Genomic DNA, 23,495 nt, shown 5'->3' on the forward strand with positions numbered 1-23,495 from the left:
CCGTAGTGGAAAGGGTGTGCCGCGCGTGAACGGTCCACTGATCGTCCAGTCCGACAAGACCCTGCTCCTGGAGGTCGACCACGAGCGGGCCGACGACTGCCGGCGGGCCATCGCGCCGTTCGCCGAGCTGGAGCGGGCGCCCGAGCACATCCACACCTACCGGGTCACGCCGCTCGGGCTGTGGAACGCGCGGGCCGCGGGACACGACGCGGAGCAGGTCGTGGACGCGCTGGTGGAGTACAGCCGGTACCCGGTGCCGCACGCGCTGCTCGTGGACATCGCCGAGACGATGGACCGCTACGGCCGCCTCACCCTCTCCAAGCACCCCGCGCACGGACTGGTCCTGACGACCACCGACCGGCCGGTTCTTGAGGAGGTCCTGAAGTCCAAGCGGATCAGCCCGCTGGTCGGCGCGCGGATCGACCCGGACACCGTGGTGGTGCACCCCTCCGAGCGCGGGCAGATCAAGCAGACGCTGCTCAAGCTCGGCTGGCCGGCCGAGGACCTCGCGGGCTACGTGGACGGCGAGGCGCACCCCATCGACCTGCGCGAGGACGGCTGGACCCTGCGGCCGTACCAGAAGCAGGCCGTGGAGAACTTCTGGCACGGCGGCAGCGGTGTCGTGGTGCTGCCCTGCGGTGCGGGCAAGACGCTGGTGGGCGCCGCGTCCATGGCGGAGGCGAAGTCGACCACGCTGATCCTGGTGACCAACACCGTCTCCGCCCGGCAGTGGAAGCACGAGCTGGTGAAGCGGACCTCGCTGACCGAGGACGAGATCGGCGAGTACAGCGGGACCCGCAAGGAGATCCGCCCGGTCACCATCGCCACCTACCAGGTGCTGACGACCAGGCGGAAGGGCGTCTATCCGCACCTGGAGCTGTTCGACTCCCGGGACTGGGGACTGATCGTCTACGACGAGGTGCATCTGCTGCCGGCTCCCGTCTTCAAGTTCACCGCCGATCTCCAGGCACGGCGGCGGCTGGGGCTGACCGCCACGCTGGTGCGCGAGGACGGCCGTGAGTCGGATGTGTTCTCCCTGATCGGGCCCAAGCGGTTCGACGCGCCGTGGAAGGAGATCGAGGCGCAGGGCTATATCGCGCCCGCCGACTGCGTCGAGGTCCGGGTGAATCTGACGGAGTCCGAGCGGCTGGCGTACGCGACGGCCGAGACGGAGGAGAAGTACCGCTTCTGTGCCACCACGGACACCAAGCGGAAGGTCACGGAGGCGATCGTCCGCAGGTTCGCGGGCCAGCAGATCCTGGTGATCGGGCAGTACATCGACCAGCTCGACGAGCTGGGCGAGCACTTGAACGCCCCGGTGATCAAGGGCGAGACCTCCAACGCCCAGCGCGAGAAGCTCTTCGACGCCTTCCGTGAGGGCGAGATCAATGTGCTGGTGGTGTCCAAGGTCGCGAACTTCTCCATCGACCTGCCCGAGGCCACGGTCGCCATCCAGGTGTCCGGCACCTTCGGCTCCCGCCAGGAGGAGGCCCAGCGGCTCGGCCGGGTGCTGCGGCCCAAGGCCGACGGCCACCAGGCGCACTTCTACTCGGTCGTGGCCCGCGACACCATCGACCAGGACTTCGCCGCCCACCGCCAGCGCTTCCTGGCCGAGCAGGGCTACGCCTACCGGATCATGGACGCGGACGAGATCCTCGCGGAGGCGGAGGGCCGGTCCGAGTCGGAGGGCTGACAGGGCGGGCCGAGTCGGAGGGCTGACGGGGCGGGCCGGGGGTGGCGGGCGGTGCCGTCACACCCGGCGTATGCCCGCTTCCTCGCCGTACTCGCCGAGGACGACGACGCCGAACGCCGCCTCCGCGAACACCTTCAGCGCGCGCAGGGCGCTGCCCAGGAGGTGGCGCGGGGCGCCGTCCACGGCCGTGGCACCGGTCGGGGGGCGGGGAGTGGAGGGGGAGACGGTTGCTGCGCTCATGACTCCATGGTGGAACTCCGAGGCCCTTCGCGGTATCGGTCCACGGGTCCAATTCCGGCGGCCCCCTTCTGCACCCGTGGGTGGACCCGACCCCGGCCCGCCCCCTACACCCGGCCCGCCCTCATCCCCTAGGGGCCGTGCGGAGTACAGGCACGGGGGCCGAGCGGAGTAGAGGGTCACCCCGTTCGTATGACCTTGCCGCGATGATCGCCGCAGCCATGTGTCATCGCCGCCGCTGAGGGCCCGCCCCGGCGAACATGCCGGGCATGAGCATCCTCACCAAGCGCCTGCGGACGCTGTGTTCACGTGTGGGCGGCACCGGTGCCTCCTGGGCCGTCGTGGCCACGACCGTGCCCGCGCTCGCCCTCGGCCTCGGTGCCGTACCCGCCGCCGCGGCGACCCTGCCCGGCGGCCTCGGCCCGTGTGTCCCCGGCAGCTGCCCCGACCCGTTCCCCGGCATCAACAACGGCCCGATCGCCGGCCGGGACGCCGCGATCAACATCTTCGTCGGCCATGACTTCCTGGTGCGCGGCCGGGCCGCCGAGGCCGAGGGCCGGGTGGTCGTCCTGAACGACTTCGACCAGCAGAAACAGGCAGGTGTCAGCGGCCAGTACAACCTCGGCATCGTCGGCGTCGGCTCGCGCGTGCCCCCGCCGAACGGCTCGGACTTCCTGACCACCGGCGGCGATGTGACCATCGCGAGCGGCCAGCGCCTGGACACCACCGGCGGGATCATCGGCGAGCAGGGCACCGTGCGCTACGCGGGCACCGAGAGCGGCCAGGTCACCGGGCGGCTGGTGCACGACCCGGCGGCGGCGCAGCCGTACACCGGCCTGCGGGACGAGCTGACCGCGGCCAGCCAGTGCTACGCCCGCGTCGACGGGGCGCACCGGCAGCCCACCGGCACGGCGGTCAACCAGGGCTCGCAGACGGTGTTCACCGGCGACGGCACCTCCGCGCTCCAGGTCTTCGACGTGGACTTCGACCTGGCGGGCCCGAACGGCGCCCAGCAGGGCATCGTCTTCCGCAACGTCCCGGCCGGGGCCACCGTCCTGGTCAACGTCTACGGCGCGCACCGCACCATCAACACCTACAGCGGCGGCATCGACGACAGCACCGACCCGCTCAACGCCTACCGCGAGCGCCTGCTGTGGAACTTCCCCGACGCCACGACCGTCGGTCTCGCCGGCACCGGGCAGATGCAGGGCAGCTTCCTGATGGGCGACCAGGCGTCCATGACCACGGTCACCCTGCCCGGCATCAACGGCCGGTTCTTCACGACCGGTTCGCTCACCCACACCAGTGCCGCGAGCGGGGGCGGCGGCCAGGAGTTCCACGCGTACCCCTTCAACGGCGATCTGCCCGACTGCGCGCCGACCCCGCCGGTGACCGGTGAGGTCCGCGTCCACAAGATCGACGAGGAGACGGGCGCGGCCCTGGCGGGCGCCGTGTTCCAGCTGTGGCGGGAGACCAATGGCGTTCCCGGGCTCCAGACCGGCGGCGCCGCCCCGGACACGCATGTCACCGACTGCACCACCGGCGCCGACGGCCGGTGCGGCGCCACCACCGAGGCGGGCACCTACTACTGGCGCGAGACCGGGGCACCCGACGGTTACGAGCTGCCCGATCCGGACGTCTTCGGCCCGCTCACGCTGAGCGCGGAGAACGCGTCGGCGGGCGTCGAGGCCACCGTGCGCGACACCCGTACGCCGGTGCCGCCGGTGCCCGGAGCCATCGAGCTGACCAAGACGGACGCGGCGAACGGCGCTCCGCTGGCCGGGGCCGTCTTCGAGGCCTGGCGGGAGACCAACGGCGTCGACGGCCTCCAGACCACCGGCCCCAACCCGGACACCCGCACGGGCGCCGCCTGCACCACCGACGCCGCGGGCCACTGCGCCTTCGGCGATCTCCCCCTCGGCCTCTACTACCTGCGCGAGACGGCCGTCCCGGACGGCTACGTCCTGCCCGCCAACCAGGTCTTCGGTCCCGTCGAGGTGACCGAGGAGAGCGGCACCACCCCGGTGCCGATCGCCGTCGCCAACACCCGCCGCGAAGAGGGCGGCGAGTACGGCTACGACGACGGCCCGCAGGACAAGAAGTCCAAGCACTGACCCCGTAAGAGCCATCGCCACCGGTCCGGCCGCCCAGCTGTGGGCGGCCGGACCGCTGTGTGCCGGCCCCCCGTCGAATATCCCCCCGTCGAATATCCATTGGCGTTCCCTCCACCCCCTCACTAAAATCCTCTCTCTTGCCCGCCTCCCTCCCGGAGAGCTGCCGCCCGGACGGAAACCGGGTGGCGCCGTCGTACCGCCCGCAGCAGGCCCACCGGAGGCACCCCCTTGTCCACGTCCGCGCAGGAACAGGCCATCGACCCCGTAGGGGACCCGCTCTCCCGGGAGCGTTCGCACCTCGCCGACTCGCGGGCCGCGCTGCGTGCCATGCGGGAGGACGTGGAGGCGCTGGACATCCGGGACGTCACCGCGAACTGGGTCAACGCGGCGGTGCTCAGCCGCCAGATCGACGACCGCATCAAGGCGCTGGCCGACCTCAGCGACACCCCGCTGTTCTTCGGCCGGCTCGACTATCTGCACGCGCCCGGCGAGGACCGGGCCGAGGGCGCGTCCGGCGAGCAGTTCTACATCGGGCGCCGGCATGTGCACGATGCCGACGGCGACCCCATGGTCATCGACTGGCGCGCGCCGGTCTCCCAGCCGTTCTACCGGGCGTCCAAGAAGGACCCGATGGACATCGGGCTGCGCCGCCGCTTCGGCTACACCGGCGGGGAGCTGACCGCGTACGAGGACGAGCGGCTGTCCGACCCGGCCGAGGAGGCCACCACCAGCAAGCTGCTGCAGCAGGAGATCGAGCGGCCGCGCGTCGGCCCGATGCGGGACATCGTCGCCACCATCCAGCCGGAGCAGGACGAGATCGTCCGCAGCGGGCTGGGCGGCACCGTCTGCGTCCAGGGCGGCCCCGGCACCGGGAAGACCGCCGTCGGCCTGCACCGGGTGGCGTATCTGCTGTACGCGCACCGCGAGCGGCTGGCCCGCACCGGCACCCTGGTGATCGGCCCGAACAAGTCCTTCCTGCACTACATCGAGCAGGTGCTGCCCGCGCTGGGCGAGCTGTCCGTGCAGCAGGCCACCGTGGACGACCTGGTGGCACAGGTCGAGGTGCGCGGCACGGACGAGGCGCCCGCCGCGGTGATCAAGGGCGACGCCCGGATGGCCGAGGTGCTGCGCCGGGCCCTGTACTCGTATGTGACCCTGCCGACCGAGCCGGTCGTGGTCGTGCGCGGCTCCCGGCGCTGGCGGGTTCCGGCGTACGAACTGGAGGAGCTGGTACGGCAGTTGCTGGACCGGGAGATCCGGTACGGCGCCGCCCGCGAGGCCCTGCCGCAGCGGATCGCGCACGCGGTGCTGGTGCAGATGGAGCGGGCCGGGGAGGCGCCGGACGACCGGGTGCAGGACGCGGTCGCGCGCAACAGCGCGGTGAAGGCGGCCGTGAAGGCGATCTGGCCCGCCGTCGACCCGGCGAAACTGGTGCTGCGGCTGCTCACCGAGCCGGAGTTCCTGGACGCGCACGCGGCCGGGATCCTGGACGAGGACGAGCGCAGGACGATCCTGTGGGCCAAGCCGGTCCGCAGTGTGAAGTCGGCCAAGTGGTCCGCCGCGGACGCGGTGTTGATCGACGAGGCCGCCGATCTGATCCAGCGCACGCACTCGCTCGGCCATGTGGTCCTGGACGAGGCGCAGGACCTCTCCCCCATGCAGTACCGGGCGGTGGGCCGCCGCTGCACCACGGGCAGCGCGACCGTCCTCGGCGACCTGGCGCAGGGCACCACGCCCTGGGCGACGCGGAGTTGGGACGAGGCGCTGGGCCATCTGGGCAAACAGGAGGGTGTGATCGAGGAGTTGACGGCCGGTTTCCGGGTGCCGACCGATGTCATCACGTACGCCTCCCGGCTGCTGCCGCACATCGCGCCGGGCCTGACCCCGGTCGCCTCCGTCCGGGAGAACCCGGGCTTCTTCGAGGTCCGCGCGATCGAGGGCGCGGACCAGGTCGTCGCCGCCTGCGAGGAGTTGCTGGCCCACGAGGGCTCGACCGGTCTGATCGCCGCCGACGCCCGGATCCCCGCGCTGGCCGAGGCGCTGACCGCGGCCGGGATCGGATACCTCGCGCCGGGCGAGGAGACGACCCGCGAGACCCGGCTGACCCTGGTCCCGGCCTCGCTCGCCAAGGGCCTGGAGTACGACTACGTGGTGCTGGACGAGCCGCGGGCGGTGGTCGACGGCGAACCGGACGAGCGGACCGGCCTGCGGCGGCTGTACGTGGCCCTGACCCGTGCGGTCTCCGGCCTCGTGGTGGCCCACACGGCGCCCCTGCCGGAGCAGCTGACCCGGTCCGTGCACGTGCTGTGACCTCCTGCCCGTTGGTGGACGGCCCGCGGGGGGCTATCGTCGGAATCCTGAGGCCAGCGCGAGGAGGACGGCCGGTGATGACGCAGGACGAGGCCGTGATCGGCTGCACGGGGAAGGTCCTCATCGGAACACGTGGATCCGCGGGACCCGGCGAGGTACTGGTCCGGGTCCGGGGTGGCTCCGAGACGTTTCTCGCCTGGTCGGAGGATCCCCTGCCGCCGGGTTCGACGGTCCTCGTGATCGAATCACGGGGATGCCGCGAGGTCGGCGTCATCGAGTGGGCCGATCCATTGGACGCGCTCGGCGGCGACGCCGTCGACGCCTGCTGAGGAGTACAAGAAAATGTTCGGATACCGCGTACCCGCGCCGGACGAGGCGATGTTGATCTCGGGCGGACGACGGGGACTGGGGGGCGCGCCGTTCCGAGTGGTGACGGGCCACGGCAAGTTCGTGGTCCCGTTCTTCCGCAAGACCCGCTTCCTCTCGCTCGCGATGTGCGAGTCGGAGGTCACCGAGACCTGTGTGACCAAGCAGGGCATCGCCCTGCATGTGCGCGCCGTCATCGCCTTCAAGGTCGGCAATGACGCCGAGAGCATCATCAACGCCGGTCAGCGCTTCCTGTCCGACCAGGACCAGATGTCGGTGCTGACCGGCCGGATCTTCGCCGGTCATCTGCGCGCCATCATCGGCTCGATGACGGTCGAGGAGATCGTCACCGAGCGGCAGAAGCTGGCCGCCGAGGTGCTGGACACCTCCAAGACGGAGATGGCCAAGATCGGTCTGATCGTGGACTCGCTCCAGATCCAGTCGATCGACGACGGCGACACCGGTTACATCGACGCGATGTCCGCCCCGCACAAGGCGGCCATCCAGCGCCAGGCGCAGATCGCGCAGGCGCAGGCCACGCAGGCCGCGGTGGAGGCGGAGCAGGAGGCGGCACGCCGGCAGGCGGAGTTCGCCCGGCAGACCGCCGTCGTCAAGGCCGAGTACTCGGCCGAGGTGGACCGGGCGGAGGCCCAGGCGGCGCAGGCCGGTCCGCTGGCACAGGCGCACGCGCAGCAGGAAGTGCTGGACGCGCAGACGGAGTTGGCCCAGCGGCAGGCCCTGCTGCGGCAGAAGCAGCTGGTGTCCGAGGTCGTCAAGCCCGCGGAGGCGGAGGCCGAGCGGGTCAGGATCCTCGCGGCGGCCGAGGCCCAGCGGATGAAGATCCAGGCGGAGGCGGCGGCGTCGTACGACCGGGTCGCGCTGGACCGGATGCTGATCGACCAGCTGCCGCAGATCGTGAAGGAGGCGGCCGGTGGTCTCGCGGGCGCCAATGTCAACGTCCTGAACGGCGCGGACGGCCTCGGCGAGATCGCGGCCGGCCTGGTCTCCCAGGGTCTGACCATCCTGGACTCGGTCCGCCAGAACCTCGGCGGCCAGGACTCCGAGGGCAACCGCGACGAGCAGCAGCCCCGCGACAACGGCCTGCTCCAGCTCAGCGCCCGCCGCGAGAAGAAGTCGGACGACGGCCCGGTGGACGTCGACTAGCCACCACCCGGCACCCGCAGCACCTGCCCGCCCCGCCCCCGCACCGAGAGATCGGCCGGGGGCGGGGCGGTTCGCGTTGCCCGCGCGCCACGGCGGCTCGGGCGGTCCGTGGCGTACGACGGCTCAGGCGCCGCCCTCCGGGGCTCCGGTGTCGTCCCCCGCCGCTCCGGCGCGCGCCCGGCGCTGGGCGAGGACGGCGAGGAGGTTGTCGACCAGGCGTTCCGCGTCCGCGTCGGTGCGCAGCGGGTGGGCCAGCAGGGCGTGGGTGTAGGCGGGGGCGAGGATCAGTTCCAGCACGTCCTGGACGTCCAGTTCGCCGGTGCCGGCGGCGGTGAGCATCGCCTCGATCTGGCGGGCGCGGGGTTCGACGAACTGGTTCAGCCCGTCGGCGTCGAGCGTCCCCGAGCGGGTCGCGGCGGCGAACGCCCTGGCCAGCGCCAGGCTCTTGTCCTCGCGCAGGCCCGCGAGCAGCCGCTGGGTGTAGACCAGGGCGTCGGCCCGCAGATCCCCGGTGACGGGCAGCGGCGAGCGCCGGCTCAGCTCCTCGAAGAGGGTGTCGAGGACGAGCCCCTCGGGGGTGCGCCAGCGCCGGTAGATGGTCGCCGGGTGCACCCCGGAGCGCTCGGCCACCTCCGCCACCGTGACCGTGCCGTCCGGGGAGGCGTCGAGCAGCGCCCGGACCGCCGTGTGCACCGCGTCCCGCGTCTTGGCGGATCTGCCTCCTGGACGGATCGTCCCTGCTGCTTGCGTCATGCACCCATACTACCGCGACTCACTCGCGTTAGTGGCTGGATATCGACTACTAACGCGAGTGACTCGCATTAGTAGCCCTCTTTGCCGTACTCTCAAACGCAAGACATTCGCGTTAGGAAGGTGGGGCTCATGCCTCGGGTACTTGTGGTGGGTGCGGGGATCGCGGGCGACACCGTCGCGCTCATGCTGGGACGGGCCGGCTGGGAGGTCACCGTCGCGGAGATCGCCCCGGAGCTGCGCGGCGGCGGTCAGTCCGTCGATCTGCGCGGCGACTGCCGTGCGGTGCTCGACCGGCTCGGACTGCTCGACGAGGTCCTCGCCCGGCTGGTGGACCAGCGCGGCGCGGCCTGGGTGGACGGCGACGGACGGCGGCTCGCGGAGATGCCCGTCGAGGCGTTCGGCGGCAACGGCTACGTCTCCAAGGAGGAGCTGCTCCGCTCGGACCTCGCCCGCGTCCTGCACGACGCGGCCGGCGCACAGGTCACGCATCTCTTCGGAGAGACCGTGGAGGCGCTGGAGGACGCCCCGAACGGGGTGTCGGTACGGTTCCGCCACGCGCCGCCCGCCGAGTTCGACCTGGTGATCGGCGCGGACGGGGCGCACTCACGGGTGCGTCGGCTGCGCTTCGGGCCCGAGGAGGTGTTCCGCCGCCAACTGGGCCTCGCGCACGCCTGGTTCACCATGGACGAGACCCCGGCGACGCCCCCGGTCGACGGCTGGTTCGTCACTCACAACGCGCCGGGCAGCCGCTCCGTCGAGGCACGTCCGGGGCATCCGGGCCAGCAGGAGATCGGGTTCACCTTCGCGGCGACGACACTGCCGCCGCGGCGCGACCGGGAGGCCCAGTTCGCCCTGCTCGACCAGGTGTTCGCGGATGTGGGCTGGCGCACCCGGGAGCTTCTCGCCGCCGCGCGGCAGGCGCCCGACTTCGCCCTCGACACCCTCGACCAGATCCGGCTGCCGAAGTGGTCCGACGGCCGGGTGGTGCTGCTCGGGGACAGCGCCTGGTGCGCGAGCCCCCTCAGCGGACTCGGCACCGCCCTGGCGCTGCGCGGCGCGGCGGCGCTGGCCGACGCCGTCGAGGCGGCCGACGCCCTGCGACTGCCGCACCGCCTCTCGGACGCGCTCACCGCGTACGAGACCGCGATGCGACCGCGCGTCCAGGACGCCCAGCGGCTGTTCCCCGGGCGGGTGCGGCAGGCGGCGCCCCGCACCGAGTTCGGCATCCACACCGTGGCCTGGCTGATCCGCCAGATCCAGAAGCCCCCGCTGGCGAAGACCTTCACCCGTCTGGCGGCCGAGCGCGGACAGGGGCAGCCGGCCTGAGGGACCGGCCCGCCCCTCAGGAAACCCCTGGTCAGGCCCGTTCAGCCCTGGTCGGTCGCGCCGTCCAGCACCCGTCGCCACTCCTTGACGGCGCCCTCCGAGACCGGTCCGTGCCAGCCCTGCGGGCGTGCCGCGCCGCCGATGTGGAAGGCGTCGAGGCCCGCGGCGAGCAGCGGCGGGACATGGTCGAGGCGGAGGCCGCCGCCGACCAGGACGGTCTGGCCGTAGCCCGGCTCACCGCGGCGGCCGTACTCGGCCAGCAGGGTCGGCAGCCCCTCGTCGACGCCGGTGGCGGCGCCCGCGGTGAGATAGGTGTCGAGGCCGGGCAGGTCGGCGAGCTGCTTGCGCAGGGCGTCGCGGTCGGCGGCGCGGTCGATCGCGCGGTGGAAGGTCCACCGGCAGCCCTCCAGCGCACCGGCCACCCGCTCCACGGCGGCCAGGTCCACTCCCCCGTCCGCGTCGAGGAACCCCAGCACGAACTGGTCGGCGCCGGCCGCCCGCATCTCCTCCACCACCCGCAGCAGCCGGGCCATGTCACCGGCCGCGAACCCGTCCGCCAGGCGGAGCATCACGCGCAGGTCGATGTCGACGGCGGCACGGATGCCGGCGACGGTGGCGGCGGACGGGGTGAGCCCGTCGGCGGCCATCTCGGTGACCAGCTCCAGGCGATCCGCGCCTCCGGCCTGGGCGGCGACCGCGTCCTCGATGTCGAGGGCGATCACCTCCAGGACTGCACGCTTGCTCATGGCACCCCATTCGTCATGGCCAAAGATCCAGTAGAGGTCTAGTCCAATTTAAGAGTACGCGGCCGGGCGCGCCAGTACGCCACGGACGAGCCCCCCGGCCGTAAGAGAATGAGCCCATGGCCGACCTCGACGCCCTCCGTCTCCGTTTCGTTCGTGCCCTGGATGCCGCCCGTGGCGGCGAGGGCGGTCCGGATCCCGTGCCCTATGCGGACAATCTGCTCGCCCGCTGGCAGGAACCCCAGCGGCGCTACCACACACTGACCCACCTCACGGCGGTCCTGGACCATGTCGACGTGCTGGAGACGCACGCGGCCGACCCCGATCTCGTACGCCTGGCCGCCTGGTTCCATGACGCCGTCTATCTGCCGGACCGTTCCGAGAACGAGGAGCGTTCGGCGCACCTGGCCGAGCGCGCGCTGCCCGAGGCCGGGGTGGGGCCCGCGAAGGTCGCGGAGGTGGCCCGGCTCGTCCGGCTGACCGTCACGCACGACCCGGCCGCGGACGACCGCGACGGACAGGTGCTGTGCGACGCCGATCTGGCGATCCTGGCCGCGCCCCCGTCGGCGTACGCCGCCTACGCCGCCGAGGTCCGCGAGGAGTACCACTTCGTCCCCGACGACGCCTTCCGGCAGGGGCGTTCCGACGTACTGCGCCAACTCCTCGCGCTGCCAGCGCTGTTCCACACCCCCTACGGCCGGGAGCACTGGACGGCCACCGCCCGCTACAACCTCGCCGCCGAACTGGAAATGCTGTCGCCGTGACGCGGCCCCCCGCCTAGGGTGCCGCCCATGCGAGCGATGAGCGGGGAGCATGTGACCGAGGCCGTGGCCGGGTGCCTGGCCGTCCTGCGCGCGGCGGCCGACCGGGACTGGCGGACCGTCCGTGCCGGGCGGGTCGAGTGGGACTGCCACACCACCGCCGTGCATGTCGCGGACGATCTCATGGCGTACGCCGCCAATCTGGCCGGGCGCGCCCGGGACGCCTACATACCCTTCGAGCTGAAGCTGGAGGAGGGCACCGACAACGCGGGACTGATCCAGGTCCTGGAGGCCACCGGCGCGCTGCTCGCCGCCGCCGTGGTCACCGCGCCGCCGGACGTCCGCGCCTTCCACCCCTACCCGTTCCGCGACGCCGACCGCTCGGGCTTCGCCGCGATGGGCATCACCGAGGTCCTGCTGCACACCCATGACATGGCCGAGGGCCTCGGCCTCCCCTACGAGCCGTCCGCCGAGCTCGCCGAGTCCGTCCTCGCCACGATCTTCCCGCACATCCAGCCCGGCCCCCGGCCCTGGCCGACCCTGCTGTGGGCGACCGGCCGCGGCGAGCTGCCCGGCCGGGCCCCGGTCACCGAGTGGCGCTGGTACAACAACCTCGTCCTGAGGTCCGAGCGCCTCACCCTCACCGGCGTCCGCCCGGCCGCCGCCCGCGATCTCGCCCTCGGCGGCGACGGCGGCTTCGACTGGATCGGCGACGGGCCCGAGGAGGGCACCCGGGACGCCGCCAGGATGCTGCTGAAGGCGTACGAAGCGGGCGTCCACCGGCCCGAGTTCACCTCCTTCACCCTCGTGCGCACCGAGGACGGCCGCGCGGTCGGCGCCCTCGGCTTCCACGGCGCCCCGGACGAGGACGGCCGGGTGGAGATCGGCTACAACCTGGTCGAGGAGGTCCGCGGCCAGGGGTACGCCACGGAGGCGCTGCGGACGCTGGCCCGGTGGGCGCTGGCCCGCGAGGACGTACGGACGCTGTACGCACGGGCGCAGAAGACCAACACCGCCTCCCAGGGGGTCCTCGTCCGCGCCGGGTTCGAACCGGTGGGCGCGATCGACGACCGGCTCCTGGCCTACGAGCTGCACGCGTGAACGCGCACCGGTCAGGACGCGGCGGCTAGGAAAGCCCCCGCCGCACCAGCCCCTTGGGCCGCCGCAGCCCCGACTCCCGCAGCCGCCGCACCAGTTCACGGCTGCCGACCTCCACCGCACCGGCCGCCACCGCGTCCGCGTACCGATGCGCGGGAAGGTCGTAGTGATCGCGCTCGAAGCCCCGCCGGGGCACCCCCAACCCGTCGGCGAACCGCTGGAGTTCGCCGTACGACACATCGCTGACCAGGTGCGACCACAGGCGCCCGTGCCCCGGCCAGGTGGGCGGGTCGATGTACACCGTCACGGGTGCCTCACGCGGACGGGGCCGGGCCGAGGGCGGGGCCCAGCAGGCCGACGGCCGCGACCTTGACGCCCGCCTGGTGGCACACCCAGTGCGGGTCGGGGCCCAGCTCCGGCTCCACCTCCAGCGCGTGCGGGTCGCCCGAGACGCACACCGGGCACAGCGGCCAGCGGCCGTACCGGTCCAGCAGCGCGTCCTGCACGTCCTGGGCGATCAGCCCGGCCACGAAGTGCACGCCGTCCGGCCACTGCTCGACCCACCAGCGCCGCTGCGCGACCGAGTCCTCGACCAGCGAGACCACGTCCGCCTCCGCGACCCGGCCGGCCACGAGATCGGCGAGGACCAGGGCACGGGCGGCGTGCAAGGCCTGTTCAAGGGGACTGATGGGCTCCATGCAACCCATTGTGCGCACTCTTGACCCGGACACCGAACCGAAAATATCTTTCAGAGGTGACCCAGGACGTGAAGGAAAGTTTCGGCAGTCCGGTGGGCTCGCTCGCCGCCAAGGTGCGCACCCTCGCGCCGTCGATGACCCGGTCCATGCAGCGCGTCGCCGAGGCCGTCGCGGGCGACCCGGCAGGCTGCGCCGCCCTCACGGTCACCGGCCTCGCCGAACTGACCGGCACCAGCGAGGCCACCGTCGTCCGGACCGCGCGGCTGCTCGGCTACCCCGGCTACCGGGATCTGCGGCTCGCCCTCGCGGGGCTGGCCGCCCAGCAGCAGTCCGGGCGGGCGCCCGCCATCACCACCGACATCGCCGTGGACGACCCGATCGCCGACGTCGTCACCAAACTGGCGTACGAGGAGCAGCAGACCCTCGCCGACACCGCCGCCGGACTCGACACCGGCCAGCTCGGCGCGGCCGTCACCGCGCTCGCCGGGGCCCGCCGCACCGATGTGTACGGCATAGGGGCGTCCGGGCTCGTCGCCCAGGACCTCACCCAGAAGCTGCTGCGCATCGGGCTCATAGCCCACGCGCACAGCGATCCGCATCTCGCCGTGACCAACGCCGTCCAGCTCCGCTCGGGCGACGTGGCGATCGCGATCACCCACTCCGGCTCGACGGGGGACGTCATCGAGCCGCTGCGGGCCGCCTTCGAGCGCGGGGCGACCACCGTGGCCATCACCGGCCGCCCCGACTCACCGGTCACCCAGTACGCCGACCACGTGCTGACCACGTCCACCTCACGGGAGACCGAGCTGCGCCCGGCCGCGATGTCCTCGCGGACGAGCCAACTGCTCGTGGTGGACTGCCTGTTCGTGGGAGTGGCCCAGCGCACGTACGAGACGGCGGCACCCTCGCTCGCCGCGTCGTACGAGGCGCTGGCGCACCGGCATCGCAGCAACACCAGGTGAGCACCTGCGCCGACACCAGGTGAGCACCGGCACCGGGGGAACACCAACCGGCATTCGAGACCGAGAGAGCCGCTCCCATGACCGCCCATGACCTGCGCAGCCAGCTGGCCTCGCTGACCACCGAGGCCTTCCGACCCGAACTCGCCGACATCGACCGCCTGCCCACCCTCGACATCGCCCGGCTGATGAACGCCGAGGACGCGGGCGTGCCCGCCGCCGTCGCCGGTCAGCTCCCCCGTATCTCCGCCGCCATCGACGCGGTGGCCGCGCGGATGACCCGGGGCGGGCGCCTGATCTACGCCGGCGCGGGGACCGCGGGACGCCTCGGTGTCCTGGACGCCTCCGAGTGCCCGCCCACCTTCAACACCGATCCCGCCCAGGTCGTCGGATTGATCGCGGGCGGTCCGGAGGCGATGGTCTCCTCCGTGGAGGGCGCCGAGGACTCGGGCGAGCTGGCCCGCGCCGACCTCGACGCGCTCAAGCTCACCGCCGAGGACAGCGTGGTCGGGATCTCCGCCTCGGGCCGTACCCCGTACGCCGTCGGCGCGGTCGAGCACGCCCGCGCCCAGGGCGCCCTGACCATCGGACTGGCCTGCAACGAGCACAGCGCGCTGGCGGCCGCCGCCGAGCACGGCATCGAGATCGTCGTGGGACCCGAGCTGATCACCGGATCCACCCGGCTCAAGGCGGGCACCGCGCAGAAGCTCGTCCTGAACATGCTGTCGACCATCACGATGATCCGGCTCGGCAAGACGTACGGGAACCTGATGGTCGATGTGCGCGCCTCCAACGCCAAGCTGCGGGCGCGCTCACGCCGGATCGTCGCGCTGGCCACGGGCGCGGGGGACCCGGAGATCGAGCGGGCGCTGACCGAGTCCGGGGGTGAGGTGAAGACCGCGATCCTCGTGCTGCTGGCCGATGTCGACGGCCCGGCGGCCGCCCGCCTTCTGGAGGACTCCGGGGGCCATCTGCGCGCCGCGCTGGCCCGCGCGAGCGGCTGACCGCACGCTCAAGGGGTGCACACGGACCCCGCCTCCACCGCGACCGCCGTCCTCACCCGCCTCGGCGGCCCCGCCAACGTCACCTCCGTGACCCACTGCATGACCCGGCTGCGGCTCACCCTCGCGGACCCGGACGCGGCGGACGGCACCGGGCTGCGGGCGGTGCCGGGGGTGCTGGGAGTGGTGGCGGAGGGGGCCGCGTGGCAGATCGTGCTGGGGCCGGGCGTGGTGGAGACGGTGACCGAGCAGGTGCGGACGCGGGTGGAGGCAGGCATTCGGACAGGGCGGCCATCCATCGGGGCAGAGCTGAAGGAGGATCTGCGCCGCCGTAACGCCACCCCCTTCAAGACCGCCCTGCGCCGCGTCGCGAACGTCTTCGTGCCCCTCATCCCCGCCCTGATCGGCTGCGGCATCCTCGCCGGTCTGGGCGGCGTGCTCCAGAACACCGGTTGGCTGCCCGGCCTCACCCCCGCGCTCGCCACGGTGGCATCGGCCTTCATGGCGCTGCTCGCCGTGTTCGTCGGCTACAACACCGCCCAGGAGTTCGGCGGCACCCCCGTGCTGGGCGCGGCGGTGGCGGCGGTGGTCGTGTACCCGGGCGTGGCCAAGGTGACGGCGTTCGGGACACAGCTCGCCCCCGGCCAGGGCGGGGTCCTCGGCGCGCTGGCGGCGGCCTTCCTCGCCACCCGGGTGGAACGCTTCTGCCGGGGCCGCGTCCCCGAGACCCTGGACGTCCTGCTCACCCCGGCGGTGACCGTCCTCGTCCCCGGTCTGATCACGCTCTACGGCCTGATGTACGCGGCCGGTACGGTCGCCACCGCGATCGGCACCGCCGCGAACTGGCTCCTGGCCACCACGGGCGCCGCGGCCGGACTGCTGCTGGGCGGCCTCTTCCTCCCGCTGGTCATGCTGGGCCTGCACCAGGCCCTGATCCCCATCCACGCCACCCTCATCCAGCAGCAGGGCTACACCGTCCTGCTCCCCCTGCTGTCCATGGCGGGCGCGGGCCAGGTGGGCGCGGCCCTCGCGGTGTACGTCCGGCTGCGCCACGACCGCTCACTGCGGACGACGATCCGCTCGGCCCTGCCCGCCGGGCTGCTCGGCGTCGGCGAGCCGCTGATCTACGGCGTCTCCCTCCCCCTCGGCCGCCCCTTCCTGACCGCCTGCGCGGGCGGCGCGGCGGGCGGCGCGTTCATCGGCGCCTTCGCGATGCTCGGCACGAAGGTCGGCGCGACGGCGATCGGCCCCTCCGGCTGGGCCCTCTTCCCCCTGCTGTCCGGCAACCGGAGCCTCGCGGCCACCGCGGCGATCTACGCGGGCGGCCTCCTCACCGGCTACACGGTCGGCTTCCTGGCCACCTGGCTCACCCTCCCGAGGAGCGCGCCACACCAGGGTGTACCGCCAGAAGAACCCCCGCCGCAGCCGGACCCCGGGCAGCAGCCGACGGGCCTGTCCGGCAATCTCTGAGAAGTCCATCTCCGGCCCCTTGACCGGCGCGGTCATGCCCACGGGCCGTTCCGCGGTGGCCCGCCCCCGGTTCTTCACCCAGCCGAACAGCGCGTTGAGCGGCACGGAGAGCACCCCGCGCACATCCTCGTCCCGGGCGCACCCCACGACGACCAGCGTCCCGCCGGGCGCCAGCTCGGCCCGGAACCGGGTGAGGGTCTCGGCGAAGGGGAGGTGGTGCAGTACGGCGACACAGGTGATGACGTCGTAGGGGCCGGGCGGCAGCCCGTCGGGGGCGGCGGCCAGGGTGTACCGGACGTTCGCGGCGGCCCCGGCGTGCTCCCGCGCCCGCGCCAGGATCCCCGGGTCGGAGTCGACCGCCTCCACCCGTTCCACCCGCCCGGCCAGCAGCCGCGCGAGTTCCCCGGCACCGCACCCCACGTCCAGCGCCCGGCCGGACCGCCGGGGCAACTGCCGTAACAGCCAGGGGTGGTAGTGGGCGTTGTGGTCCCAGGGGTGAGCGTCGTTGAACCGCCGCAGCCCCTCGATCAACCGCTCCGTCGAAGTCCCCATGGCCCCACCCCACCCTCCCTTTGGGGAGCACCGGTGAAGCCGCACCGGCCACGCGGCGGCATCCTGGACACTGGGGGCGGGGAACGCGCCCGAAATTCGCCTACCGACCGGAATCCACCACCATGAATCACGCCCAGCTGACCGCCCTCGGCCGAGCGCTCCGGCTGCTCGGGGAGCACGGGGAGGCGTTGGCCGCCGACACTCCGGACGGGCGGCTCCAGGAGATCAGGACGGATCTGCGCAGGGCGCTGGACCTGCTGGAGGAGAGCGTCGGGGCGAACGCGCCGGCCACCCGGTGCGCCGAGCATCCGCACGGACCGGTGGACGAGAGCGCCCCCGACCTGTGTCTGCTGTGCGAGACCCGGCGCCGGGCAGCGCGCCGCTCGGAGTACGGGGGCCGGGCGAACCCGGCCGAGCCGGTGGCCACCGCGCCCTCGCGGTACGGCGTCCGGGCCGACCGCCCGCAGCCCCAGCAACGCTGGCTGCCGGAGCTGTGGAACGGCCAGGAGTGGCAGCTGTGCGGCACCCCCCGGCGGGACCGCCGGGAGGCCGAGGCGTACCTCGCCGCCCAGCGGCGCGGGGCCCGGCCCGCGATGGCGTACCGGCTGGTGCACGAGTTCACCGACTACGAGGTGCTCCGCGTGTGGGGCACCCCGGTACGCGTCGACATCGAGCCGCTGAACGGCAATATCGGCGGGATCTGAGCCCCGGCCGAGCGTCCTCAGCTGAGCGTCTTGATCGACGCCGCGTCGTACCGCGCCAGCTCCGACGTCCGGCCCGCGAGCACCTTCGCGGCCCACTCGGGGTCCTGGAGCAGCGCGCGACCGACCGCGATCATGTCGAACTCGTCGGCCTCCAGGCGGTCGAGCAGGTCGTCGATGCCCTGCACCGGGGAGCCCTCGCCGGTGAACGCGCCGGTGAAGTCGCCGTCCAGGCCGACCGAGCCGACGGTGATGGTCTGCTTGCCGGTGAGCTTCTTGGTCCAGCCGGCGAGGTTGAGGTCGGAGCCGTCGAACTCGGGCTGCCAGTAGCGGCGGGTGGAGGCGTGGAAGACATCGACGCCGGCCGCGGCGAGCGGGGCCAGGATCGCCTCCAGCTCCTGCGGGGTCTCGGCGAGCCGGGCGGTGTAGTCCTGCTGCTTCCACTGCGAGTAGCGGAAGATCACGGGGAAGGCGGCCGAGACCCGCTCGCGGACCGCGGCGACGATCTCCGCGGCGAACCTGGTGCGGGCCACCGGGTCGCCGCCGTAGGCGTCGGTACGGCGGTTGGTGCCCTCCCACAGGAACTGGTCGAGGAGGTAGCCGTGGGCGCCGTGCAGTTCCACACCGTCGAAGCCGATGCGCTCGGCGTCCGCGGCGGCCTGGGCGAACGCGGCGATCACGTCGTCCAGGTCCTGCTGGGTCATGGCCCTGCCGGTGGGCTCGGCGCCCGCGGTGACCAGACCGGAGGGGCCCATCGCGGGGGCGGCCGGGAAGGGGGCCTCGCCGTCCTTGCGGACCATGCCGATGTGCCACAGCTGCGGGACGATGGTGCCGCCCGCCGCGTGCACGTCCTCGGCGACCTTCGCCCAGCCCGCCAGCTGCTCCTCGCCGTGGAACCGCGGCACCCGGTCGCTCTGGCCGGCCGAGTCATGGCCGACGTAGGTGCCCTCGGTGACGATCAGGCCGACGCCCGCGGCGGCGCGGCGGGAGTAGTACGAGCGCACGTTCTCGCCGGGGACGCCGCCCGGGGAGAACATCCGGGTCATCGGCGCCATCGCGATCCGGTTGGGGACCGTGAGGCCGTTGAGCGTGATGGGGCGGGAGAGTACCTGGGCCGCGCGGGAGGCGGGCGTCGTGTCGACGGTCACGTGGGGGCTCCTCAGAAGGCTGCTAACCGAGCGGTATGTGAATGCGCATTGTTGTAGCTGCTTAAGTAAGCCGCTGTACAGAGGTCAGCATTCCCGGACCCGGAAGCGGTCGTCTGTGACGCCGGACACGCCCGGGTGGCGAAGAAGCCCGGGGAAAGCCCGGGAAAAGCCCGAGGGCGGCACCCCCTGTCCCTGACAGGAAGTACCGCCCTCGGTAAGGACGTTGATCAACCAGAGGTCGATCAGAAGTCCATGTCACCGCCCGGCATGCCGCCCGGAGCGGCCGCGGCGGCCTTCTCCGGCTTGTCGGCGATGACGGCCTCGGTGGTGAGGAACAGCGCGGCGATGGAGGCGGCGTTCTGCAGCGCGGAACGGGTCACCTTCGCCGGGTCGATGATGCCCTCGGCGACCAGGTCGACGTACTCGCCGGTCGCGGCGTTCAGGCCGTGGCCCGGGGTCAGGTTGCGCACCTTCTCCACCACGACACCGCCCTCAAGGCCGGCGTTGACGGCGATCTGCTTCAGCGGGGCCTCCAGGGCGATGCGCACGGCGTTGGCGCCGGTCGCCTCGTCACCCTCGAGCTCCAGCTTCTCGAAGACCTGGGAGGCCTGCAGCAGGGCCACGCCACCACCGGCGACGATGCCCTCCTCGACGGCCGCCTTGGCGTTGCGCACGGCGTCCTCGATGCGGTGCTTGCGCTCCTTGAGCTCCACCTCGGTGGCGGCACCGGCCTTGATGACCGCGACGCCGCCCGCGAGCTTGGCCAGGCGCTCCTGGAGCTTCTCGCGGTCGTAGTCCGAGTCGCTGTTCTCGATCTCGGCGCGGATCTGGTTCACCCGGCCGTTGACCTGCTCCGAGGAGCCGGCACCGTCGACGATGGTGGTCTCGTCCTTGGTGATGACGACCTTGCGGGCGCGGCCCAGGAGGTCCAGGGTCGCGTTCTCCAGCTTGAGGCCGACCTCCTCGGAGATGACCTCGCCGCCCGTGAGGATGGCGATGTCGCCGAGCATGGCCTTGCGGCGGTCGCCGAAGCCCGGGGCCTTGACGGCGACGGACTTGAAGGTGCCGCGGATCTTGTTGACGACCAGGGTCGACAGGGCCTCGCCCTCGACGTCCTCGGCGATGATCAGCAGCGGCTTGCCCGACTGCATGACCTTCTCCAGGAGCGGGAGCAGGTCCTTGACGGAGCCGATCTTGGAGTTCGCGATGAGGATGTACGGGTCCTCCAGCGACGCCTCCATGCGCTCCATGTCGGTGGCGAAGTAGGCGGAGATGTAGCCCTTGTCGAAGCGCATGCCCTCGGTGAGCTCAAGCTCCAGACCGAAGGTGTTGCTCTCCTCGACGGTGATGACGCCTTCCTTGCCGACCTTGTCCATCGCCTCGGCGATCAGCTCGCCGATCTGGGTGTCGGCGGCGGAGATGGACGCGGTGGAGGCGATCTGCTCCTTGGTCTCGACGTCCTTCGCCTGCTCCAGCAGGGCGGCGGAGACGGCCTCGACGGCCTTCTCGATACCGCGCTTCAGGGCCATCGGGTTGGCACCGGCGGCGACGTTGCGCAGGCCTTCCTTGACCAGGGCCTGGGCGAGCACGGTCGCGGTGGTCGTACCGTCACCGGCGACGTCGTCCGTCTTCTTGGCGACTTCCTTGACCAGCTCGGCGCCGATCTTCTCGTACGGGTCCTCGAGCTCGATCTCCTTGGCGATGGAGACACCATCGTTGGTGATCGTGGGGGCGCCCCACTTCTTCTCGAGGACGACGTTGCGACCCTTGGGGCCGAGCGTCACCTTGACGGCGTCCGCGAGCTGGTTCATGCCGCGCTCGAGGCCGCGCCGCGCCTCCTCGTCGAACGCGATGATCTTGGCCATGTGAAGTGGTCCCTCCAGGACTGGGGGTGATTCCTTCGGACCGCGCCCGCGCCCGCGACGGACGGTTCGCCGACCTGTGGTTCCTTGCCCCACATGGCCTGCGGACCTCACCGACCCGGTCCTTCGTTGTCACTCTCACCTTCAGAGTGCTAACGCCAATGATTAGCACTCGGCATGGTCGAGTGCAAGCGCCTTGGCCCCTCTCGGGCCTTCTGGACGGCCGGGTCAGCCGGAGGCGAACACGCGGGGGCGCCCGGCCCCGGGCACGCCGAAGGGCCCGCACCCTGTGCGAGGTGCGGGCCCTTCGGTGGAGAAACGTTCAGACGGCGACGCGAACCATGTCGGCCTGCGGACCCTTCTGGCCCTGCGAGATCTCGAACTCGACTCGCTGGCCCTCCTCCAGGGTGCGGTAGCCGTCCATCTGAATGGCGCTGTAATGGACGAAGACGTCCGCACCACCGTCGACCGCGATGAAGCCGTACCCCTTCTCCGCGTTGAACCACTTGACGGTGCCCTGAGCCATGCCTAACTCCCCTATTACTGGCCCTTGCACAGATCCACACTTCGCGGACCCGGGTCAGACCTCACCCCCCAATGCGTCGGGGGCGTGCGCCGGAACGCGTCGACCGCGGCTGAATGTATCTGTCCAACTGCCGTCTGCAACAGGTCAATTGGACGAGAATTCTGGACGCGAACGATCCGGAATGTGGGGAGAATTCACCCGAATTCAGGGCAAGTCGGGCCCCGTAAAAGACACAAAAGCCGCGGAAAGTCCGTGCATTTTGGCTACTTCTTATCGGGCCCGCGGAAGAGAATCGAGGGCTTACCCTCGATCACCGGAGGGCGCGTTCCCCAACTGTACCGCGCTCAATCACGCAGAATTGCCCCCTCCGCTTCTCTCACGGAGAGGGCAATCCGATGTACTTTCGGTGACCGTCATTACCTAAGGTAATGATCGATCATTCGGTCAGCAGCCGCCGGCCACCGCCGGGATGATGGAGACCCCCGCGCCGTCCGGGGTGGAGGTCGCAAGGCCCTGCTCGAAGCGGACGTCGTCGTCGTTGACGTAGACGTTCACGAACCGGCGCAGCTTGCCCTGGTCGTCCAGGACGCGGGCGGCGATGCCGGTGTGGTTCTTCTCCAGGTCCTCGATGACCTCGCCGAGGGTGGTGCCCTCGGCGGCGACCTCGGCCTGTCCGCCGGTGTAGGTGCGCAGGATGGTGGGGATGCGAACGGTCACGCTCATGCGAGGCCAGCCTCTCGGAAGGAGTCCAGGTTCGGGCGGATGGTGGCGGTCAGGCCAGTGCCGGCCACCGCGTCGAGGGTCTTGAGACCGTCGCCGGTGTTGAGGACGACGGTGCTCTTCGCCGGGTCGAGCGCCCCGCTCTCGATCAGCTTCCGGGTGACGCCGACGGTCACCCCGCCGGCCGTCTCGGCGAAGATGCCCTCGGTGCGGGCCAGCAGCTTGATCGCGTCCACCACCTGCTCGTCCGTCACGTCCTCCACCGCGCCGCCGGTGCGCCGGGCGATGTCCAGGACATAGGGGCCGTCGGCCGGGTTGCCGATGGCGAGGGACTTGGCGATGGTGTTGGGCTTCTGGGGCCGTACGACGTCGTGGCCCGCCTTGTAGGCCGTCGACACCGGCGAGCAGCCCTCGGCCTGGGCGCCGAAGATCTTGTACGGCCGGTCCTCGACCAGCCCCAGCTCGATCAGCTCCCGGAGACCCTTGTCGATCTTGGTGAGCTGGGAGCCGGAGGCGATCGGGACCACGATCTGGTCCGGCAGCCGCCAGCCGAGCTGCTCGCAGATCTCGTACGCCAGGGTCTTGGAGCCCTCGGCGTAGTACGGCCGCAGATTCACGTTGACGAAGCCCCAGCCCTCGCCGGCCGGGTCGCCGATCAGCTCGGAGCAGAAGCGGTTCACATCGTCGTAGTTGCCCTCGATGCCGACCAGCTCGCCGCCGTAGACCGCGGCCATGACGACCTTGCCCTGCTCCAGGTCGTGCGGGATGAACACGCAGGAGCGCAGCCCGGCGCGGGCGGCGGCGGCGCCGACGGCGCCGGCCAGGTTGCCGGTGGAGGAGCAGGACAGCGTGGTGAAGCCGAAGGCGCGGGCCGCCTCCAGGGCTTGGGCGACGACCCGGTCCTTGAAGGAGTGGGTCGGGTTGCCGGAGTCGTCCTTGACGTACAGACCGCCGGTGACGCCCAGCTCGCGGGCCAGGTTGTCGGCCTTGACCAGCTTGGTCCAGCCCGGGTTGATGTTCGGCTTGTCCGCGACATCGGCCGGGACCGGCAGCAGCGGGGCGTAGCGCCAGATGTTGGCGGGGCCGTCCTCGATCCGCTTGCGCAGCTCTTCGGTGTCGTAGGCGGAGAAGTCGTAGGCGATCTCCAGCGGGCCGAAGCATTCCTCGCAGGCGAAGACCGGGCCGAGCGGGACGCGGTGGCCGCATTCGCGACAGCTGAGGGCGGCGGCGGGGCCGAGATCGACGGTGGAGGTACCGGAGGTGGCAACTGTCTGCACAGCCATGAGAGGCGAG

The 23,495-nt window shown here is 71.9% G+C and carries 22 protein-coding genes and 1 pseudogene; 12 read left to right on the forward strand and 11 right to left on the reverse strand.

The window, feature by feature from the left end; genetic code table 11:
* Positions 1–25 precede the first annotated feature (25 nt).
* Entirely contained in the window at positions 26–1,693 is a 1,668-nt protein-coding gene (locus AB0N90_RS27445; protein ID WP_361674368.1) for a DNA repair helicase XPB, read from the forward strand.
* A gap of 57 nt (positions 1,694–1,750) precedes the next feature.
* Here the strand turns inward: AB0N90_RS27445 and AB0N90_RS27450 are convergent, their stop codons facing one another.
* Entirely contained in the window at positions 1,751–1,933 is a 183-nt protein-coding gene (locus AB0N90_RS27450) for a hypothetical protein (RefSeq protein WP_361674370.1), read from the reverse strand.
* Between the two features lie 266 nt (positions 1,934–2,199).
* Here AB0N90_RS27450 and AB0N90_RS27455 point away from each other — a divergent pair, with 266 nt between their 5' ends.
* The 4 genes from AB0N90_RS27455 to AB0N90_RS27470 all read left to right on the forward strand — a co-directional run bounded on the left by AB0N90_RS27455 (position 2,200) and on the right by AB0N90_RS27470 (position 7,884).
* Positions 2,200–4,044 carry a choice-of-anchor A family protein gene (locus AB0N90_RS27455; RefSeq protein ID WP_365201075.1) on the forward strand — a complete coding sequence of 615 codons (1,845 nt, stop codon included), beginning with the start codon at positions 2,200–2,202 and terminating at the stop codon, positions 4,042–4,044.
* Positions 4,045–4,371: 327 nt separating this feature from the next.
* Complete coding sequence (locus AB0N90_RS27460; RefSeq protein ID WP_365201234.1) at positions 4,372–6,354, forward strand: UvrD-helicase domain-containing protein; 1,983 nt, start codon at positions 4,372–4,374, stop codon at positions 6,352–6,354.
* A gap of 77 nt (positions 6,355–6,431) precedes the next feature.
* The gene (locus AB0N90_RS27465; protein WP_085565325.1) at positions 6,432–6,683 is read left to right on the forward strand and encodes a hypothetical protein; all 252 of its coding nucleotides are present in this window, start codon (positions 6,432–6,434) and stop codon (positions 6,681–6,683) included.
* A gap of 13 nt (positions 6,684–6,696) precedes the next feature.
* Positions 6,697–7,884 carry a flotillin family protein gene (locus tag AB0N90_RS27470; protein WP_136100727.1) on the forward strand — a complete coding sequence of 396 codons (1,188 nt, stop codon included), beginning with the start codon at positions 6,697–6,699 and terminating at the stop codon, positions 7,882–7,884.
* A 123-nt stretch (positions 7,885–8,007) separates the two neighbouring features.
* Here AB0N90_RS27470 and AB0N90_RS27475 read toward each other — a convergent pair whose 3' ends face one another.
* Positions 8,008–8,637 carry a TetR/AcrR family transcriptional regulator gene (locus tag AB0N90_RS27475; protein WP_365201078.1) on the reverse strand — a complete coding sequence of 210 codons (630 nt, stop codon included), beginning with the start codon at positions 8,635–8,637 and terminating at the stop codon, positions 8,008–8,010.
* A gap of 129 nt (positions 8,638–8,766) precedes the next feature.
* On the opposite strand from AB0N90_RS27475, the gene AB0N90_RS27480 reads away from it, so the two are divergent.
* Positions 8,767–9,963, forward strand: coding sequence for an FAD-dependent monooxygenase (locus AB0N90_RS27480; protein WP_365201081.1), 1,197 nt, complete (start codon positions 8,767–8,769; stop codon positions 9,961–9,963).
* A gap of 41 nt (positions 9,964–10,004) precedes the next feature.
* Here AB0N90_RS27480 and AB0N90_RS27485 read toward each other — a convergent pair whose 3' ends face one another.
* The gene (locus tag AB0N90_RS27485; protein WP_365201083.1) at positions 10,005–10,709 is read right to left on the reverse strand and encodes a copper homeostasis protein CutC; all 705 of its coding nucleotides are present in this window, start codon (positions 10,707–10,709) and stop codon (positions 10,005–10,007) included.
* 116 nt (positions 10,710–10,825) lie between these two features.
* On the opposite strand from AB0N90_RS27485, the gene AB0N90_RS27490 reads away from it, so the two are divergent.
* Both AB0N90_RS27490 and AB0N90_RS27495 read left to right on the forward strand, forming a co-directional pair.
* Complete coding sequence (locus AB0N90_RS27490) at positions 10,826–11,470, forward strand: hypothetical protein (RefSeq protein ID WP_365201086.1); 645 nt, start codon at positions 10,826–10,828, stop codon at positions 11,468–11,470.
* A gap of 27 nt (positions 11,471–11,497) precedes the next feature.
* Entirely contained in the window at positions 11,498–12,568 is a 1,071-nt protein-coding gene (locus tag AB0N90_RS27495; RefSeq protein WP_365201087.1) for a GNAT family N-acetyltransferase, read from the forward strand.
* A gap of 25 nt (positions 12,569–12,593) precedes the next feature.
* Here the strand turns inward: AB0N90_RS27495 and AB0N90_RS27500 are convergent, their stop codons facing one another.
* Positions 12,594–12,872, reverse strand: coding sequence for a DUF4031 domain-containing protein (locus tag AB0N90_RS27500; RefSeq protein ID WP_365201089.1), 279 nt, complete (start codon positions 12,870–12,872; stop codon positions 12,594–12,596).
* A gap of 7 nt (positions 12,873–12,879) precedes the next feature.
* Positions 12,880–13,263 carry a hypothetical protein gene (locus AB0N90_RS27505; RefSeq protein WP_365201091.1) on the reverse strand — a complete coding sequence of 128 codons (384 nt, stop codon included), beginning with the start codon at positions 13,261–13,263 and terminating at the stop codon, positions 12,880–12,882.
* A 56-nt stretch (positions 13,264–13,319) separates the two neighbouring features.
* Between AB0N90_RS27505 and AB0N90_RS27510 the strand changes: the two genes are divergently transcribed.
* The 3 genes from AB0N90_RS27510 (at position 13,320) to AB0N90_RS27520 (ending at position 16,693) form a co-directional block, all read left to right on the forward strand.
* Positions 13,320–14,225 carry a MurR/RpiR family transcriptional regulator gene (locus tag AB0N90_RS27510; protein WP_365201094.1) on the forward strand — a complete coding sequence of 302 codons (906 nt, stop codon included), beginning with the start codon at positions 13,320–13,322 and terminating at the stop codon, positions 14,223–14,225.
* Positions 14,226–14,302: 77 nt separating this feature from the next.
* The gene (murQ, locus tag AB0N90_RS27515; protein WP_365201096.1) at positions 14,303–15,226 is read left to right on the forward strand and encodes an N-acetylmuramic acid 6-phosphate etherase; all 924 of its coding nucleotides are present in this window, start codon (positions 14,303–14,305) and stop codon (positions 15,224–15,226) included.
* Positions 15,227–15,241: 15 nt separating this feature from the next.
* Positions 15,242–16,693 (forward strand): PTS transporter subunit EIIC, encoded by a 1,452-nt coding sequence (locus AB0N90_RS27520; protein ID WP_365201099.1) that lies wholly within the window; start codon positions 15,242–15,244, stop codon positions 16,691–16,693.
* Between the two features lie 147 nt (positions 16,694–16,840).
* Here the strand turns inward: AB0N90_RS27520 and AB0N90_RS27525 are convergent.
* Positions 16,841–17,245 (reverse strand): annotated as a pseudogene (locus AB0N90_RS27525) (class I SAM-dependent methyltransferase); the annotation flags it as partial.
* A 122-nt stretch (positions 17,246–17,367) separates the two neighbouring features.
* Here AB0N90_RS27525 and AB0N90_RS27530 point away from each other — a divergent pair.
* Positions 17,368–17,949 (forward strand): hypothetical protein, encoded by a 582-nt coding sequence (locus AB0N90_RS27530; RefSeq protein WP_159702558.1) that lies wholly within the window; start codon positions 17,368–17,370, stop codon positions 17,947–17,949.
* A gap of 17 nt (positions 17,950–17,966) precedes the next feature.
* Here AB0N90_RS27530 and AB0N90_RS27535 read toward each other — a convergent pair whose 3' ends face one another.
* The 5 genes from AB0N90_RS27535 to thrC all read right to left on the reverse strand — a co-directional run bounded on the left by AB0N90_RS27535 (position 17,967) and on the right by thrC (position 23,485).
* Positions 17,967–19,094: an NADH:flavin oxidoreductase gene (locus AB0N90_RS27535; RefSeq protein WP_365201102.1), complete on the reverse strand. Its 1,128-nt coding sequence runs from the start codon at positions 19,092–19,094 to the stop codon at positions 17,967–17,969.
* A 242-nt stretch (positions 19,095–19,336) separates the two neighbouring features.
* A complete protein-coding gene (groL, locus tag AB0N90_RS27540; RefSeq protein WP_037653355.1) occupies positions 19,337–20,959 on the reverse strand; it encodes a chaperonin GroEL in 1,623 nt (540 codons plus the stop codon).
* Between the two features lie 319 nt (positions 20,960–21,278).
* Entirely contained in the window at positions 21,279–21,482 is a 204-nt protein-coding gene (locus tag AB0N90_RS27545; protein WP_037653356.1) for a cold-shock protein, read from the reverse strand.
* 444 nt (positions 21,483–21,926) lie between these two features.
* Positions 21,927–22,205 carry a MoaD/ThiS family protein gene (locus tag AB0N90_RS27550; protein WP_085565339.1) on the reverse strand — a complete coding sequence of 93 codons (279 nt, stop codon included), beginning with the start codon at positions 22,203–22,205 and terminating at the stop codon, positions 21,927–21,929.
* Positions 22,202–23,485, reverse strand: coding sequence for a threonine synthase (gene thrC, locus AB0N90_RS27555; RefSeq protein WP_365201104.1), 1,284 nt, complete (start codon positions 23,483–23,485; stop codon positions 22,202–22,204). The genes AB0N90_RS27550 and thrC overlap by 4 nt, the downstream gene beginning before the upstream one ends.
* Positions 23,486–23,495: the final 10 nt, after the last annotated feature.

Source organism: Streptomyces sp. NPDC093018, assembly GCF_040684035.1.
GTDB lineage: Bacteria > Actinomycetota > Actinomycetes > Streptomycetales > Streptomycetaceae > Streptomyces > Streptomyces murinus.

Coding starts and splice junctions, on each gene's coding strand:
- AB0N90_RS27450 (WP_361674370.1), bottom strand. CDS start 1,933: ATGAGCGCAGCAACCGTCTCCCCCTCCACTCCCCGCCCCCCGACCGGT.
- AB0N90_RS27455 (WP_365201075.1), top strand. CDS start 2,200: ATGAGCATCCTCACCAAGCGCCTGCGGACGCTGTGTTCACGTGTGGGC.
- AB0N90_RS27460 (WP_365201234.1), top strand. CDS start 4,372: ATGCGGGAGGACGTGGAGGCGCTGGACATCCGGGACGTCACCGCGAAC.
- AB0N90_RS27465 (WP_085565325.1), top strand. CDS start 6,432: ATGACGCAGGACGAGGCCGTGATCGGCTGCACGGGGAAGGTCCTCATC.
- AB0N90_RS27470 (WP_136100727.1), top strand. CDS start 6,697: ATGTTCGGATACCGCGTACCCGCGCCGGACGAGGCGATGTTGATCTCG.
- AB0N90_RS27475 (WP_365201078.1), bottom strand. CDS start 8,637: ATGACGCAAGCAGCAGGGACGATCCGTCCAGGAGGCAGATCCGCCAAG.
- AB0N90_RS27480 (WP_365201081.1), top strand. CDS start 8,767: ATGCCTCGGGTACTTGTGGTGGGTGCGGGGATCGCGGGCGACACCGTC.
- AB0N90_RS27485 (WP_365201083.1), bottom strand. CDS start 10,709: ATGAGCAAGCGTGCAGTCCTGGAGGTGATCGCCCTCGACATCGAGGAC.
- AB0N90_RS27490 (WP_365201086.1), top strand. CDS start 10,826: ATGGCCGACCTCGACGCCCTCCGTCTCCGTTTCGTTCGTGCCCTGGAT.
- AB0N90_RS27495 (WP_365201087.1), top strand. CDS start 11,498: ATGCGAGCGATGAGCGGGGAGCATGTGACCGAGGCCGTGGCCGGGTGC.
- AB0N90_RS27505 (WP_365201091.1), bottom strand. CDS start 13,263: ATGGAGCCCATCAGTCCCCTTGAACAGGCCTTGCACGCCGCCCGTGCC.
- murQ (WP_365201096.1), top strand. CDS start 14,303: ATGACCGCCCATGACCTGCGCAGCCAGCTGGCCTCGCTGACCACCGAG.
- AB0N90_RS27530 (WP_159702558.1), top strand. CDS start 17,368: ATGAATCACGCCCAGCTGACCGCCCTCGGCCGAGCGCTCCGGCTGCTC.
- groL (WP_037653355.1), bottom strand. CDS start 20,959: ATGGCCAAGATCATCGCGTTCGACGAGGAGGCGCGGCGCGGCCTCGAG.
- AB0N90_RS27545 (WP_037653356.1), bottom strand. CDS start 21,482: ATGGCTCAGGGCACCGTCAAGTGGTTCAACGCGGAGAAGGGGTACGGC.
- AB0N90_RS27550 (WP_085565339.1), bottom strand. CDS start 22,205: ATGAGCGTGACCGTTCGCATCCCCACCATCCTGCGCACCTACACCGGC.
- thrC (WP_365201104.1), bottom strand. CDS start 23,485: ATGGCTGTGCAGACAGTTGCCACCTCCGGTACCTCCACCGTCGATCTC.